This window comes from Pseudomonas sp. 1L-C-7-B-C1, from assembly GCF_057291635.1.
In genome coordinates, this window is sequence record NZ_JBXAWH010000004.1 from 269,076 (window position 1) to 283,501 (window position 14,426).

Sequence of the window (14,426 nt, forward strand, 5' to 3'; positions counted from 1 at the left end):
TCGTTTTTATTAGAGTTATTCAGGTGGAATGGCGACTGTAGGAGTTCCCTACCACCGAAACGAGCTTACCGGCCGGGAATTTTGATTAAAAATATATAGTTACTACCCACACGATACTTAATAAGTATGGTGGTGGATGCGCAGGAGACTTGGCGCCTTCATTGCGTTTATTCCAGGCAAAAAAAAACACCCCTGCATGAGGGGCGTTTTTTTTAGCGTTGAGTCAGGGCTTATTGGCCCGCCTGACTCAACTCCAACTGACCGTCCTTGTTGACGGGGATCTGGCTGCCTGGATCACGATCCATACGCACCTGCCCGACTTTGTCGTTGAGCTTGTACTTCACGTTGTAGCCAACAACCTTGTCGCTGATGTCGTTGACAGTGTTGCAGCGCGACTCGGTGGTTGTGTAGGTATCGCGGTTCTGCATGCCTTCCTGAACCTTGTTACCGGCGTAACCGCCACCCACCGCACCGGCGACCGTGGCGATCTTCTTGCCATTACCGCCACCCACCTGGTTGCCGAGCAGGCCACCCGCTACGGCACCGATGACACTCCCCACGATTTGATGCTGGTCCTTGACCGGCGCTCGGTGAGTCACGGCAACGTCCTTGCAGACTTGTCGCGGGGTTTTGATTTGTTCTTTCACAGGCTCGACGGCAAGTACGTCTGCGTACTCTGGGCCGCTTTGTTTTACGAGGCTATAGGTGGCCAAAGCACCACCGGCGGTTACACCGACAGCACCCAATACTGCACCAATAAGCAACGACTTGTTCACGTGAACCTCCTGACGATATTCAGCGCAATTGCTCGCGCTACTCCCAGCCTTGGAGCATAAAAAAAGGCGCGAGTTCACACTCGCGCCTTTTCAGGTGATGGCCGGTTACCAGTATCGGTTACGGACGATCATCCACTTTATCGACAGTGACCGGTGGCAAGAGGTCTTCGCTGCGCAGGTTCAGCCAGATCAACACCACGTTGGCGATGTAGATCGACGAGTACGTACCCGCCAGAACACCGATGAACAGCGCCACCGAGAAACCGTGCAGGCTGTCGCCGCCGAAGATCCACAGCGCGACGATGGCCAGCAATGTGGAGATCGAGGTCGCCATGGTCCGCAGCAACGTCTGCGTGGTGGAGATGTTGATGTTCTCGATCAGCGATGCCTTGCGCAGCAGACGGAAGTTCTCGCGAACCCGGTCGAATACCACGATGGTGTCGTTGAGCGAGTAACCGATGATCGCCAGCACAGCGGCCAGTACGGTCAGGTCGAAGGTCACCTGGAAGAACGAGAGGATGCCCATCGTCACCACCACGTCGTGGATCAGCGAGATGATTGCCCCTACCGCGAATTTCCACTGGAAGCGGAAGGCCAGGTAGACCAGTACGCCGCCCAGCGCCAGCAGCATGCCGAGGCCGCCCTGGTCGCGAAGTTCTTCACCCACTTGCGGACCGACGAACTCGACGCGCTTGACGGTGACCGGGTTATCGGCCCCTGTCTTGCGCAGCGCGTCGGCAACCTGAGTCCCCAGCTGCGGGTCTTCACCCGGCATGCGAACGAGCAGATCAGTCGTTGCACCAAAGCTCTGTACAACGGCTTCGGTGTAACCCGACGCCACCAGCTCTTCGCGCACCTTGTGCAGATCGGCCGGACGCTCGTAGGTCAGCTCGATCAGCGTGCCGCCAGTGAAATCCAGACCGAAGTTCAGCCCTTTATAGAACCAGCTGAACAACGCCAGAACGGTAAGGAGCATGGTAATGGCGAACGCAATGTTGCGAACGCCCATGAAGTTGATCGTACGTTTCATGGCAGCCCCTTAAATCCACAACTTCTTGAAGTCACGACCGCCAAAGATCAGGTTGACCATTGCGCGGGTCACCATGATGGCTGTGAACATCGAGGTAAAGATCCCGAGGGACATGGTGACTGCAAAACCCTTCACCGGGCCTGTGCCCATCGCAAAGAGAATGCCGCCGACCAGCAGCGTCGTCAGGTTGGCGTCGAGAATCGCGGTATACGCGCGATCGAAGCCCTCGTTGATCGCACGCTGGACCGTCATGCCATTGGCGATCTCTTCACGAATCCGCGAGAAGATCAGCACGTTCGCATCGACCGCCATACCCATCGTCAAGACGATACCGGCGATGCCTGGCAGGGTCAGCGTTGCTCCCAGCAGCGACATCAGCGCCAGCAGCATGACCATGTTGAAGGCCAGTGCCACGGTCGCGATCAGACCGAAGAAACGGTAGATGGCGAGGATGAACAGCGAGACGAACAGCATGCCCCACAGGGATGCATCGATACCCTTGGTGATGTTGTCGGCACCCAGGCTTGGACCAATGGTGCGTTCTTCAGCGAAGTACATCGGTGCAGCCAGACCACCGGCACGCAGCAACAGCGCCAGCTCGGAAGATTCACCCGCGCCGTTCAGGCCGGTGATGCGGAATTGAGCACCCAGCGGCGACTGGATGGTCGCCAGGCTGATGATTTTCTTCTCTTCCTTGAACGTCTGGACCGGCACGTCTTTTTCGACGCCGTTGACCATTTGCTTGGTGTAGGTGGTAGTCGGCTTCTGCTCGATGAAGATCACCGCCATGCTGCGACCGACGTTCGCGCGGGTGGCGCGGCTCATCAGATCACCACCATGGCCGTCCAGCTTGATGTTCACCTGCGGACGGCCGTGCTCGTCAAAGCCGGCCTTGGCATCAGTCACCTGGTCACCGGTGATGATCAGACCACGCTCGACCGGCGCCGCAGGACGACCGCCTTCGCGGAACTCGAACATCTCGGTGGTTGCTTTGTTGTCGTCGGGACCTGCGCCCAGACGGAACTCAAGGTTGGCCGTCTTGCCGAGAATACGCTTGGCTTCGGCGGTGTCCTGAACACCTGGCAGCTCAACCACGATGCGGTTGGCACCCTGACGCTGAACCAGCGGCTCGGCAACACCCAGCTCGTTGACCCGGTTACGCACGGTGGTCAGGTTTTGCTTGATCGAGTATTCGCGGATTTCAGCGATCTTGGCTGGCGTCATGGCAAGGCGCAGGATCGGCATTTCGCCGCGATCACTCGTGGTGATATCGAAATCGGTGTAGTCCTTGCGGATCAGCGCACGGGCCTGTTCGCGGGTATCAGCATCGCTGAAGCCCAGCTGGATGGCGCCGTTGTCCTGGGGCAGGCTGCGATAGCGCACTTTTTCCTTGCGCAGCAGGCTCTTCACTTCGCCTTCGTAGACATTCAGACGCGCACTCAGCGCCTTGTCCATGTCGACTTCAAGCAGGAAGTGCACGCCACCGGACAGGTCGAGACCCAGCTTCATCGGCGTAGCGCCAATGCTGCGCAGCCATTTCGGCGTGGTCTGAGCCAGGTTGAGCGCGACAACGTAATCGTCGCCCAGCGCCTTGCGTGCGACATCTTTGGCTGGCAGCTGGTCTTCCTGTTTGGTCAGACGCAACAAACCGCCCTTGCCGTTCTCGGCCAGAGACGCGCCCTTGACCGCGATGCCAGCATCGGTAAGCGCCTTGCTTACGCGATCCAGATCAGCCTGATTGACCTGCAGCGCAGTGCTTGCGCCGGTGACTTGAATAGCCGGGTCATCAGGGTAGAGATTGGGTGCGGAATAAATAAAACCGATCACCAGCACTGCCAGGATCAGGATGTATTTCCACAGAGGGTATTTGTTCAACATCACGCCGCCTGCTTATAACGCGGGGCGCCTTGCGCGCCCCGTCGATTGGTAAAAGACTGGAATCAGATGGCTTTCAGAGTGCCCTTGGGCAGGGTGGCAGCGATTGCGCCCTTCTGGATCTTCAGCTCTACGGTGTCGGAGACTTCGATAACAACGAAGTCATCAGTCACTTTATTGATCTTGCCTGCGATACCGCCGGTAGTGACGACTTCGTCACCCTTCTGCAAGTTGCCCAGCAAGTTCTTTTGCTCTTTGGCGCGCTTGGCCTGTGGACGCCAGATCATCAAGTAGAAGATGACCAGAAAACCGACCAGGAAAATCCACTCGAAGCCGCCGCCCATAGGGCCTGCAGCGGCAGGGGCAGCCGCATCCGCGAAAGCGGAAGAGATGAAAAAGCTCATTTAACACTCCAGTTGCATATTTTAATAATAGGAAGCGAAAGACCGGATGTCGCTCAGTCCAACAGCGGCGTAGCAAGCCCGCGTTTGGCATAGAACGTGTCGACAAAGGCGGCCAATGTACCCTGTTGAATAGCCTCGCGCAAACCAGCCATAAGCAGCTGATAATGGCGCAAATTGTGGATCGTATTGAGCATGCTACCCAGCATTTCGCCGCACTTGTCCAGGTGATGCAGATAGGCGCGGGAGAAGTTTTTGCAGGTGTAGCAATCGCAGGTCGGATCCAGCGGCGACTCATCGTAGCGATGGAACGCATTACGGATTTTCAGAACACCGGTGTCGATGAACAGATGACCGTTGCGCGCATTGCGCGTAGGCATCACGCAGTCGAACATGTCGACGCCGCGGCGGACACCTTCAACCAGGTCCTCGGGCTTGCCTACACCCATAAGGTAACGAGGTTTGTCAGCCGGCATGCGCCCCGGCAGGTAGTCCAGGACTTTGATCATCTCGTCCTTGGGCTCGCCGACCGACAGGCCGCCAATTGCCAGGCCGTCGAAGTCGAGTTCGTTCAGGCCTTCGAGGGAGCGCATGCGCAGGTTCTCGTGCATGCCGCCCTGAACGATGCCAAACAGCGCCGCCGTGTTTTCGCCATGGGCGATCTTGGAGCGCTTGGCCCAGCGCAGCGACAACTCCATGGAGGTGCGCGCAACCTCTTCGTCGGCCGGGTACGGCGTGCATTCGTCAAAGATCATCACGACGTCGGAACCGAGGTCGCGCTGAACCTGCATCGATTCTTCAGGCCCCATGAACACTTTTGCGCCGTCGACCGGAGAGGCGAAGGTCACCCCCTCCTCCTTGATCTTGCGCATCGCGCCCAGGCTGAACACCTGGAAACCGCCCGAATCGGTCAGAATCGGGCCTTTCCACTGCATGAAATCATGAAGGTCGCCGTGGCCTTTGATGACTTCAGTGCCCGGACGCAGCCACAGGTGAAAGGTGTTGCCGAGGATCATCTGAGCACCGGTGGCCTCAATGTCCCGAGGCAGCATGCCCTTGACCGTGCCGTAGGTGCCGACCGGCATGAACGCAGGCGTTTCGACAACGCCGCGAGGAAAGGTCAGACGACCGCGGCGCGCTTTGCCATCGGTGGCCAGCAGCTCGAAAGACATACGACAGGTGCGACTCATGCTTGATCCTCTGGGGCCGAGTCCGTCGGGGTGGATTCCCCGGGAGCGGTCGGCGCGGGATTGCGGGTGATGAACATGGCATCCCCGTAACTGAAGAAGCGGTAACCGTGCGCCACCGCAGCCGCATAGGCCGCCATGGTTTCGGGATAACCGGCGAATGCCGAAACCAGCATCAACAGCGTCGATTCCGGCAAGTGGAAGTTGGTGACCAGCGCATCGACCACATGGAACGGTCGGCCCGGATAAATAAAGATATCGGTGTCGCCGCTGAAGGGCTTGAGCACGCCATCGCGCGCAGCACTTTCCAGTGAACGCACGCTGGTCGTGCCCACGGCGATCACTCGACCACCGCGTGCGCGGCAGGCGGCCACGGCGTCGACCACTTCCTGAGTGACTTCAAGCCACTCGTTGTGCATGTGGTGATCTTCAATGCGCTCGACGCGCACCGGCTGAAACGTACCCGCGCCGACGTGCAGCGTCACGAACGCGGTCTCGACGCCCTTCTCGGCAATCGCGGCCATCATGGTCTGGTCGAAATGCAGACCTGCCGTCGGCGCCGCCACCGCACCCGCGCGCTGGGCGTACACGGTCTGATAGCGCTCGCGATCGGCATCGTCGTCCGGGCGGTCTATATAAGGAGGCAACGGCATGTGCCCGACGCGCTCGAGCAATGGCAGCACCGGCTCTGCGAAGCGCAGTTCAAACAACGCATCGTGGCGCGCGACCATCTCGGCCTCGCCACCGCCATCGATGAGAATTGTCGAACCCGGCTTGGGCGACTTGCTGGAGCGCACATGGGCCAGCACACGGTGCTGATCGAGAACGCGCTCGACCAGGATTTCCAGCTTGCCGCCCGAGGCTTTTTGCCCGAACAGCCGCGCCGGAATCACCCGGGTATTGTTGAAGACCATCAGATCGCCGGGGCGCAAATGCTCCAGCAAATCAGTGAATTGGCGGTGTGCCAGCGCGCCGCTTGGCCCGTCGAGGGTCAGCAAACGGCTGCTGCGTCGCTCCGCCAAAGGATGGCGAGCGATCAATGAATCCGGGAGCTCGAAGGTAAAGTCAGCGACACGCATGATGGGGTTCGTCTAGCAGGGCCGGGAAGTTTAGCCGAATAAGTGAAAATTGACCATGAAACATGATTGACCAACGGTAGGCTCATCTCTATACTTCGCCGCCATTGAGCCCTGATGGCGGAATTGGTAGACGCGGCGGATTCAAAATCCGTTTTCGAAAGAAGTGGGAGTTCGATTCTCCCTCGGGGCACCAAACAGCAACACCTTCAAGTGGTTACGTGACTTGAAGCACAAAAAAACCGGCCAGATTTGAGCCGGTTTTTTTGTGGGCGGAATTTATTGAACGTATGAGCATCCGCATCAATCACCCGCGTCCTCAGCACATCGCCAGCCTCGGCTGATCCCTCAGCAAGAATTCCCGAAACCAAACGGGAATGGCCCTTTGACATTGAATCCCCTGCCCCGCTGTGGTGAAATCCCCCACCTGAAAAATCGGATCCATTGAAGGCTTTTCATCACGGACGAAGACGGGCGATTGGGCCGGGTCATTTGTGTCCGTGCGTCTTCGCAGTCTCACAAGGAGCGTACGCATTGAAGTCTTTTCATCCCGGCAAGCTGACAGTGCTGGCACTGGCAGTGACGCTGAGCAGTTGCGCAACGTTCGATCAGGCAGGCCGTGACTACGGCACGGCGATAGGGTGCGCAGGCGGGGCATTGCTCGGCGCGGGCTTGATCTACGCGGCTACGGGCAATGCGGGTAAAGCCGTGGCAGGCGGCGTGGTTGGCGGTGCAGCGGGTTGCGCGGTGGGCCATGTCTGGCAGAACCGTCAGCAGGAACTGCAGCGGATCGCGCAGGAAGAACACCTGAAGATGCAGATCGACACGCTGCAAGCGCAGGCCCCCGCGCAGAATGGCAAGCCCGCAGTGATGGCCGATGCAGGCATCGTCGCTCAGGTCGAAGACCAGGGCATGTTCCCCACAGGTAGCGACCAATTGACGGCCGATGGCCTGCGCCAAGTGCGCAAGCTCGCCAATGCGTTCAAGCCGGCACAAGGTCAGTCCAGCGCCCAGCCGCAAGCGGTTCTGGTGGTCGGGCATACCGACGCGACCGGCTCGGCTGATTTCAACCAGCAACTCTCCGAACGTCGTGCGCGCAGCGTAGGTAAAGTCCTGGCCGAGGCCGGTATTTCAGCTCAGAGTCTGTACTTCCAGGGTGTAGGCGCTGCTCGCCCCCTCGCCGATAACACCACTGCCGAAGGGCGCGCCCAGAATCGGCGGGTCGAAATCGTCCAGCTGGAGTCCACGGCGCTGCTGGAACAACGCGTCAAACAGGAGCGCAGCAACCCGCGCTACCTGGCCCATGGCACTCGCAACCAATCCACGTCCAAAGCTAAAGTCGCTGCGTCTGCACCTCAAGCTAAGGCGCCGACAAAATCTGTCGAGCAACCGGTTGCCGCGTCTCCCTCGAACTTCGTCGATTTCGGCGGAAGCCCCTCCAGCGCTGATACCAATCAGTTGGCCCGCCTGGTCAAACCGATGGAGTCCACGGGCTTCACGCTGATCAGCAAAGCCAATGCAAGCGTGCCGGTCGCGAGCTGTGAAGCGGACCGCCCACGGGTTGCCGGCGCGGTGAAGAACCTTGCGAGCGGGCAAGAACTGGCCGAGCACGAGACCACCGATTACTTGCCCGGTTACAACGGCAGAGTCTGGGCCAACAACGTCAACGGCAACCTGGTGACCATCACGCCAATCGCCGTGCTGCGCAACAACGCAGAGATTGCCAAGCAGCCCCGTATCCAACTGGTTAAAGGCTACGACCAGAACAGGAAAGGCAAGGCGACCACACTCGCCGCTGTTGCCAACACCTTCGAAGGACAGGACACCGTGCTCTATCGCGTATTCATCGACGACGCCCAGGCGCCGGTGAACTGCATGGACATAGTTCTGGATAAGAATGGTGGCAAGGCCGTAGACGGCAAGTTGTTCTATGACAAAACCGGCGAGAGCTACGTCGCAAAATTCGTCCCTATCCGCACCTGAAGTACGTAACGCTCGAGGAACAACATGGAACAGTTTTCAATGGACGCCCTGACTGCTTTTCTTGTACTGCACCGCGTGGCAGTGGGTTTGATCCTGAGCACGATGGTGCTCTTGGTTGCCATCAAGATCTGGTGGTCGAAGGTCAGTTACTTCTATATGAACGTAGCGTATGCACTGCCGCTCGTAGGTCGAATCAGTCGCTGGAGCAGCAAGCCACCCATCACTAATGCGGATGGCTGGATGGACAGTGAAACGCGCCTTTGCGCCGACTATTACTCTTATTACCATGAGCTGAACAAAAGCCCGGACTTCTATGACAAGTGCCGTGATTACCTGAACAAGGTTCACGAGACCGGTCGACGAGAGAAAGGCTTCCTCATGTGGATGCTGATCATCGGGCTAATCTTCTTTGAGGCCGTTGGTTTTGCCTATGTCCTTGCGCCGTTTATGGTGCAGAACATATCCGCCAATGTCGCTGGCATGCTGGCGTGGTTCACGGCCTTTCTGCTCTCTGTCGCTGCTGTATTTTTCACCGAGATGGCAGGCCGCGAGATGCATCACAGCAGCCTGATTACCAAAATTCGCACCTGGTATGAACAGTCGCGCACGCCGCGAGATCTGGAGGCGGACACCAAAGTTGATATCGACAACACCTACCGCGACGACGACGAACCCAACTACCTGAAAGTGCTTAACCGCACTGACCACAACGCGCGCGTCACGCCTAAATACACCTGGACAACGGTCTGCCTGATTTATGTGCTGGCGATTGCGATTGGTGCATTTGTCATCCGTAACTACAGCCTCAAATCCATGGAAGTTGATTTGGTCAGCAACCCGGATGCCTTTAGCCAGACTCAGTCGGGCAACAACAAACTGCCGGACTCACCATTCGAATTGCCGGCCGAAAGCGCGCAGGAAAATCAGAGTGCCGATCAGACCTCGGCTCACGACAAAATGGAAGCCATCCGCGCTGCGTCGCTGACGACTTACATTATCCTTTCGGTGATTTTCCTGGGCATTCAGGGCGTGGGTATCGTGCTGTCCAATCGGTTCTCCTTCGCCGGGAAACAGTCGGGACAAGCGTGGCAATACACGCGTGGGTTCAATAATGCCGAAGAGTTTGCGGCTCACTATCAGAATCTTCGCGAACGGGTCGCCCGGGATGCGCAGGCCAAACTGACGGCATTACAAAGTCGGCTTGCCAATCGCATTACCACCTCGGGCCATGAGCGAGAGCATTTGCTCAAAGGGTTTGGCCATCGCAACTTCGATACTTATGTGACCAAGCGCCATGAGGGCTTCCGCAAGAGCGACGACAGCCGTCTGGAGCAAGACCGTCTGCGCCGCGAGCAGCTGAGCACAGACCAGGCGTACGAGCGCGCGAGGGCAAAGCCTGCGGTTACTCAACCAGCGACGGCCGAGTTGGCGACGGCAACGCCCACTGCGATTCCAGAAGCGACCCCAGTTGCACTGAAGCCTGCAGTCGCACTCGACCCGGACAACTTTGACGATCTGAATGACTTCGACGACGACGAACTGGCATTCCTTGCCGGTAAGTACCAGGTCACTGTCGAGCAGTTGAAGAAAGTCCAGAAACTGCAACGGATGGCTGCAAAAGCCACCCAAACCCGTCAGGAGCAGTGAGATGATCGGGCGCGCCTTGCTGGCAAGCACTTTCCTGTTACTGGGCACGCCGTTACTGCACGCGGCTGAGCGCAATGACCTGCCCAGTTGCTATGAGTTTGCAAAACTGTCCGAATACCGGCCCGCTTCCTCAGGACGCGAGTTGACTATCATCGTCGACCAGACGGTTCAGTTGCCAAAGGACCTGAAGGACTCGACTTACAGTCATGCGCTGCGGTACGTCAAACCGGGTGACAGCGTCCGGCTGTATCAGTTTTCGGCCTACTTGCCCGGCAATTACATGAAGCTGATGTATACCGGGCAACTTGAAGACAAGCTGGACGAGAAGAAACGCGACGATATCGGCATGAACAGTTTGCGTCAGCTGGACAGCTGCCTGACCAAACAAGTCGATTTCTTCCGCAAAACGCTTGGCCAGAAACTGGTGGAAAGTTTTGCGAAGCCGGGCGAGGACATCGCCAAGAGCGAGATCTTTTTCAGTCTCAAGCAGATAGGCGAAGACATCGCCCCACGGCCTGCGCGGGAGAAGGTGGTGTTGTTGGTTTCGGACATGCTGGAGAACAGCGACTTCGGAAGCTTCTACGCCAGCAACCAGATCCGCGCCATTGACCCGGCTGCCGAGCTCAAGAAGGTCGAGCAGAAGAAACTGTTTGCCGACCTGGGCGGTGCCAAGGTGTATGTATTGGGTGCAGGTCTGGTGCCCGGGACTGCCAAGAATGGTTATCGGTCGGGCAATACGGTGCAGAAGCTGGAGAGTTTCTGGAGCGGATATTTGAGCCAGTCCAACGCGCAACTGGTGAGTTTCGGGGCGCCGTCGCTGACGGTTGATTTGCAGTAAGGCGCTGGCTCTCCCACTTATCAAGACTGGATTCAGCGGAGAACAATAGCTGCATGTCGCAATCTGATAGCGATCATACCGGCCTCTTCCCGGCTGAAGCCGGTCCTACTATGCGTACACTCAGTGGGACTGGCTTTAGCCGGGAAGGCGCCGGGTGTCACGCCGCAATATTTGCCCCCATCAAAAGTCCTGCGAAGTCGGCCGCAGCACGATCTCGTTGATGTCCACATCCCCCGGCTGTTCAATCGCGTAGGCAATTGCGCGGGCGACGGACTCGGCGGGGATCGCCTGCTTGTAGAACTCTTTGACCACATCCGCGCTCGGCTGATGGCCGCTGCCCAGTTTCAACTCGGAATCCACGGCACCGGGTTCGATGGTGGTGGTGCGGATCTTGCCGCCGACTTCGTGGCGCAGACCGTCGGAGATCGCGCGGACGGCGTACTTGGTGCCGCTGTAGACGGAGCCGCCCGGGCTGAAGACTTTGATGCCGGCCACCGACGAGATGTTGATGAAGTGCCCGGAGCCCTGCGCTTCGAACTTCGGCAGTGCGGCGGCGATTCCGTAGAGCACGCCTTTGACGTTGATGTCGATCATGCGGTCCCATTCGTCGACGCGCAATTCCGCGATCGGCGCGATGGCCATGAGCCCGGCGTTATTGATCATGACGTCGATGCGGCCGAAGTCGCGAATGGCGTTTTCAACGAGTGCTGACAGGTCGTCTCGACGAGTGACGTCAACCGTGTAGGCCGATGCTTCACCGCCGTTAGCAATGATGTCGCGGACGATGACGTCCATGCGCTCCTGACGGCGGGCGCCGAGGACGACCTTGGCGCCCAGTTTTGCCAGATGCCGCGCGGTGGCTTCGCCGAGTCCGCTGCTTGCGCCGGTGATGACGACGACTTTGCCTTGAATGCCATTGCTCATTGCAGTGCTCCTGACGCATGGGAAGTTGATGGGAGCCAGTTTGCGCTGGATATTCCTGCCACAAAATGGAAGAGTTCGGTTTTGAGAATTCCACTTTCTGGAATACGAGTGGCCTGACATGCTTAACCGAATGGAAATGCTGCGTATCTTTCTGGTGGCCGTTGACGCGCCTACGTTTCGGGAAGCCGCGACTCGCCTCGGCACCTCGCCACAAAAGGTTACGCGTGCCATCAAAGAGCTTGAGCGAACCTTCGCCGAGCCGTTGTTTCATCGCAGCACCCGACAGGCCCATGTCACGGCGTACGGCGCAGAGGTTGCGCGACAGGCGCGTGAGACCCTCGACCAATTCGATCGCTTGTTCGCCGCCCACACGAAAAATCCAGCGGCGGATGTGGTGGGCCGCGTGGGCATTACAGCGCCGCACTCGATCGGGAAGCTCTATCTGGCCGGTTTTCTCCAGCCATTGATGCAGCAACATCCCGGCCTGCGGATCGAGTTAAGCCTGGACGACCAGCTCACCGACGCCGTCGCCTCGAGGATCGACATCGGCATTCGCATCGGCACGGTCCGGGACCGGCGCTACATCGCGCGGGCGGTGGCGCATGTGCCGTTGAAGATCGTGGCAGCGCCGGCATTGATTGCGGCAGTCGGAATGCCGGCCACACTCGAAGACTTGAAAACACTGCCGCTGTCGACGTTGATTGACCGTAACAACGGACGACCCTGGCCGTGGTTTCTGTCCGAAGGCCAAAGCTACTTGCCGCCCTCCCCCGCCTTTAGTTGTGATGACCCGGAGACTGAGCTGGAATTCGTGCTGGCGGGTGTCACATTTGCGCAGATGCCCCATTACCTGGCCGAGGCGCATCTTCGTGACGGGCGTCTGGTCGAGGTGTTGCCGACAGTGGCGCCGCCGCCCATGGACCTGTCCGTGTACCGGACGCAGTCAGGGCCGGTGCCGAGCAGGGTACGACTTGTCTACGATCATCTGATCCACTGCCTGAGCGACCCACAGACCTTTCCCTGACGGTGCGGCGCCGGAAGATTCGACTCAAAGCGACCGAACCGATGACGACCGGCTTCGGTCGAACGGCGTGCAATGTGTCCCCCAAGGCGCACACTGCTGGACTTTTCAGCAGGCATCCATTCACCGAAAACCACCGGCCTTCCATGTTCGAACACATCGACTTCAACTATCTGCTCTCAAACTACGGGTACTGGGCCGTGTTCATCGGCTGCCTGCTGGAGGGGGAAACCATCCTGATCCTCGGCGGGCTGGCGGCGCACCAGCACGTACTGCAATGGCAGCAGGTGCTGATCTACGCCACGTTGGGCGGGATGCTGGGCGATCAGATTCTGTTCTGGACCGGGCGCCATTTCGGGCCACGCCTGCTGCCGCGTCTGCACCGCCAGCAAGCGACCATCGACCGCGTGTCCGACCTGATCAAGCGCTACCCCACGGCGTCCATTTTCTCGGTGCGCTTTCTCTACGGCATGCGTTTGATCGGGCCTCTGGTCATCGGCGCAAGTCGCTTGTCACCTATCCGTTTTGCGGTGATCAACCTGATCGGCGCGGCAGTCTGGGCGAGCCTGTTTCTGGCCGCCGGCTATTGGGCGGGCGGTTTCCTGGAGAACATGCTCGGCAACCTGAAGCCTTATAAAATGCCGATATTCCTCGGCGTGGTCGTGGTGGGCGCGGCCGTCGCACTGTATCGGCATCATCGCGCGAAAACGCGCCCCGCCCGCCAGGCAGCCAAGCGGGCGAAAGACGTCCCGCCCTCCTCTGCGGGATAACACTTCCCATCTGCGCCGACCGCCTCTATAACGGCAGACAGGCATTTGACGCAGAGGGATCGACTCGATGAACACACGCATCACCGCCGGTTTGCTGTTGAGCATGGTCAGCAGCATCCAGGCTCAGGCCGCTGAGACCCCGTCGCACCTGGACACCATTATGCAGAAGGGCCAACTGGCCGTTTGCACGACCGGGGACTACAAGCCCTACACCTTTCTCAAGCCAGACGGCCAGTACGAAGGCATCGACATCGAGCTGGCGCAGTCGCTGGCCCAGAGCCTCGGTGTGAAGATCGAGTGGGTACCGACCACCTGGAAAACCCTGATGCCCGACTTCACGGCCGGCAAATGCGACATGGCCGTCGGCGGTATCTCGGTCACCCTGGAGCGGCAGAAGAAGGCGGCGTTCAGCAGCACGCTGGACATCGACGGCAAGGTGCCATTGGTACGTTGCGAAGATGAATCGAAGTACCAAACCCTTGAGCAGATCAATCAGCCCGGCGTTCGACTGATCGAGCCTCAAGGTGGCACCAACGAAGCCTTCGCCCATGCCTACCTGCCCAAGGCCAGTCTGGCCTTCCACGACAACAAAACCATTTTCCAGCAGTTGCTCGACAAGCAAGCCGACGTGATGATCACCGACGCGTCCGAAGCGCTGTACCAGCAGAAACGCATTCCCGGCTTGTGCACGGTCAATCCGTCGAATTACATGCAGTACGGCGAAAAGGCCTACCTGCTGCCGCGGGATGACGTGGCCTGGAAGGCCTATGTTGATCAGTGGTTGCATCTCACCAAAGCCACCGGCACCTACAAGAAAGTGGTTGGCGAATGGCTGGCGATGCCTACAGAGTGACAACGCGCAGCACGCCCGCAAGACTTCGGCACAGGACCCCGCCGT

At 58.8% G+C, this 14,426-nt stretch carries 13 protein-coding genes and 1 tRNA gene; 7 read left to right on the forward strand and 7 right to left on the reverse strand.

Going from position 1 to position 14,426, the window contains the following annotated elements; genetic code table 11:
* Positions 1–230: 230 nt before the first annotated feature.
* From AC0Z8Z_RS08730 to queA, 6 genes are all read right to left on the reverse strand, one after another.
* Positions 231–776, reverse strand: coding sequence for a glycine zipper 2TM domain-containing protein (locus AC0Z8Z_RS08730; protein ID WP_122535017.1), 546 nt, complete (start codon positions 774–776; stop codon positions 231–233).
* Positions 777–894: 118 nt separating this feature from the next.
* Complete coding sequence (gene secF, locus AC0Z8Z_RS08735) at positions 895–1,806, reverse strand: protein translocase subunit SecF (protein WP_205484672.1); 912 nt, start codon at positions 1,804–1,806, stop codon at positions 895–897.
* Positions 1,807–1,815: 9 nt separating this feature from the next.
* Positions 1,816–3,684, reverse strand: a complete 1,869-nt coding sequence (secD, locus tag AC0Z8Z_RS08740; protein WP_122535015.1) for a protein translocase subunit SecD — start codon at positions 3,682–3,684, stop codon at positions 1,816–1,818.
* 62 nt (positions 3,685–3,746) lie between these two features.
* Positions 3,747–4,085, reverse strand: coding sequence for a preprotein translocase subunit YajC (gene yajC, locus AC0Z8Z_RS08745; protein ID WP_037012510.1), 339 nt, complete (start codon positions 4,083–4,085; stop codon positions 3,747–3,749).
* A 53-nt stretch (positions 4,086–4,138) separates the two neighbouring features.
* Positions 4,139–5,254, reverse strand: coding sequence for a tRNA guanosine(34) transglycosylase Tgt (gene tgt / locus AC0Z8Z_RS08750; RefSeq protein WP_163022061.1), 1,116 nt, complete (start codon positions 5,252–5,254; stop codon positions 4,139–4,141).
* Between the two features lie 14 nt (positions 5,255–5,268).
* Positions 5,269–6,348 (reverse strand): tRNA preQ1(34) S-adenosylmethionine ribosyltransferase-isomerase QueA, encoded by a 1,080-nt coding sequence (gene queA / locus AC0Z8Z_RS08755; protein WP_272632420.1) that lies wholly within the window; start codon positions 6,346–6,348, stop codon positions 5,269–5,271.
* Between the two features lie 108 nt (positions 6,349–6,456).
* Here queA and AC0Z8Z_RS08760 point away from each other — a divergent pair.
* The 4 genes from AC0Z8Z_RS08760 to AC0Z8Z_RS08775 all read left to right on the forward strand — a co-directional run bounded on the left by AC0Z8Z_RS08760 (position 6,457) and on the right by AC0Z8Z_RS08775 (position 10,813).
* A tRNA-Leu gene (locus tag AC0Z8Z_RS08760) sits at positions 6,457–6,541 on the forward strand.
* Positions 6,542–6,879: 338 nt separating this feature from the next.
* Positions 6,880–8,328, forward strand: a complete 1,449-nt coding sequence (locus AC0Z8Z_RS08765; RefSeq protein ID WP_485618825.1) for an OmpA family protein — start codon at positions 6,880–6,882, stop codon at positions 8,326–8,328.
* A gap of 24 nt (positions 8,329–8,352) precedes the next feature.
* The gene (locus AC0Z8Z_RS08770) at positions 8,353–9,975 is read left to right on the forward strand and encodes a hypothetical protein (protein ID WP_485618826.1); all 1,623 of its coding nucleotides are present in this window, start codon (positions 8,353–8,355) and stop codon (positions 9,973–9,975) included.
* 1 nt (position 9,976) lies between these two features.
* Positions 9,977–10,813, forward strand: a complete 837-nt coding sequence (locus AC0Z8Z_RS08775; RefSeq protein ID WP_122535010.1) for a hypothetical protein — start codon at positions 9,977–9,979, stop codon at positions 10,811–10,813.
* 180 nt (positions 10,814–10,993) lie between these two features.
* On the opposite strand, the gene AC0Z8Z_RS08780 is transcribed toward AC0Z8Z_RS08775, so the two are convergent.
* Positions 10,994–11,737, reverse strand: coding sequence for an SDR family oxidoreductase (locus AC0Z8Z_RS08780; protein WP_485618827.1), 744 nt, complete (start codon positions 11,735–11,737; stop codon positions 10,994–10,996).
* Positions 11,738–11,873: 136 nt separating this feature from the next.
* Here AC0Z8Z_RS08780 and AC0Z8Z_RS08785 point away from each other — a divergent pair, with 136 nt between their 5' ends.
* From AC0Z8Z_RS08785 to AC0Z8Z_RS08795, 3 genes are all read left to right on the forward strand, one after another.
* Positions 11,874–12,761 (forward strand): LysR family transcriptional regulator, encoded by an 888-nt coding sequence (locus tag AC0Z8Z_RS08785; RefSeq protein ID WP_485618828.1) that lies wholly within the window; start codon positions 11,874–11,876, stop codon positions 12,759–12,761.
* A 143-nt stretch (positions 12,762–12,904) separates the two neighbouring features.
* Positions 12,905–13,528 (forward strand): DedA family protein, encoded by a 624-nt coding sequence (locus AC0Z8Z_RS08790; RefSeq protein ID WP_122623312.1) that lies wholly within the window; start codon positions 12,905–12,907, stop codon positions 13,526–13,528.
* Between the two features lie 58 nt (positions 13,529–13,586).
* Complete coding sequence (locus tag AC0Z8Z_RS08795; protein ID WP_485618902.1) at positions 13,587–14,381, forward strand: transporter substrate-binding domain-containing protein; 795 nt, start codon at positions 13,587–13,589, stop codon at positions 14,379–14,381.
* The last annotated feature ends 45 nt before the right edge of the window (positions 14,382–14,426 follow it).

Coding starts and splice junctions, on each gene's coding strand:
- secF (WP_205484672.1), bottom strand. CDS start 1,806: ATGAAACGTACGATCAACTTCATGGGCGTTCGCAACATTGCGTTCGCC.
- secD (WP_122535015.1), bottom strand. CDS start 3,684: ATGTTGAACAAATACCCTCTGTGGAAATACATCCTGATCCTGGCAGTG.
- yajC (WP_037012510.1), bottom strand. CDS start 4,085: ATGAGCTTTTTCATCTCTTCCGCTTTCGCGGATGCGGCTGCCCCTGCC.
- tgt (WP_163022061.1), bottom strand. CDS start 5,254: ATGTCTTTCGAGCTGCTGGCCACCGATGGCAAAGCGCGCCGCGGTCGT.
- queA (WP_272632420.1), bottom strand. CDS start 6,348: ATGCGTGTCGCTGACTTTACCTTCGAGCTCCCGGATTCATTGATCGCT.
- AC0Z8Z_RS08770 (WP_485618826.1), top strand. CDS start 8,353: ATGGAACAGTTTTCAATGGACGCCCTGACTGCTTTTCTTGTACTGCAC.
- AC0Z8Z_RS08775 (WP_122535010.1), top strand. CDS start 9,977: ATGATCGGGCGCGCCTTGCTGGCAAGCACTTTCCTGTTACTGGGCACG.
- AC0Z8Z_RS08780 (WP_485618827.1), bottom strand. CDS start 11,737: ATGAGCAATGGCATTCAAGGCAAAGTCGTCGTCATCACCGGCGCAAGC.
- AC0Z8Z_RS08785 (WP_485618828.1), top strand. CDS start 11,874: ATGCTGCGTATCTTTCTGGTGGCCGTTGACGCGCCTACGTTTCGGGAA.
- AC0Z8Z_RS08790 (WP_122623312.1), top strand. CDS start 12,905: ATGTTCGAACACATCGACTTCAACTATCTGCTCTCAAACTACGGGTAC.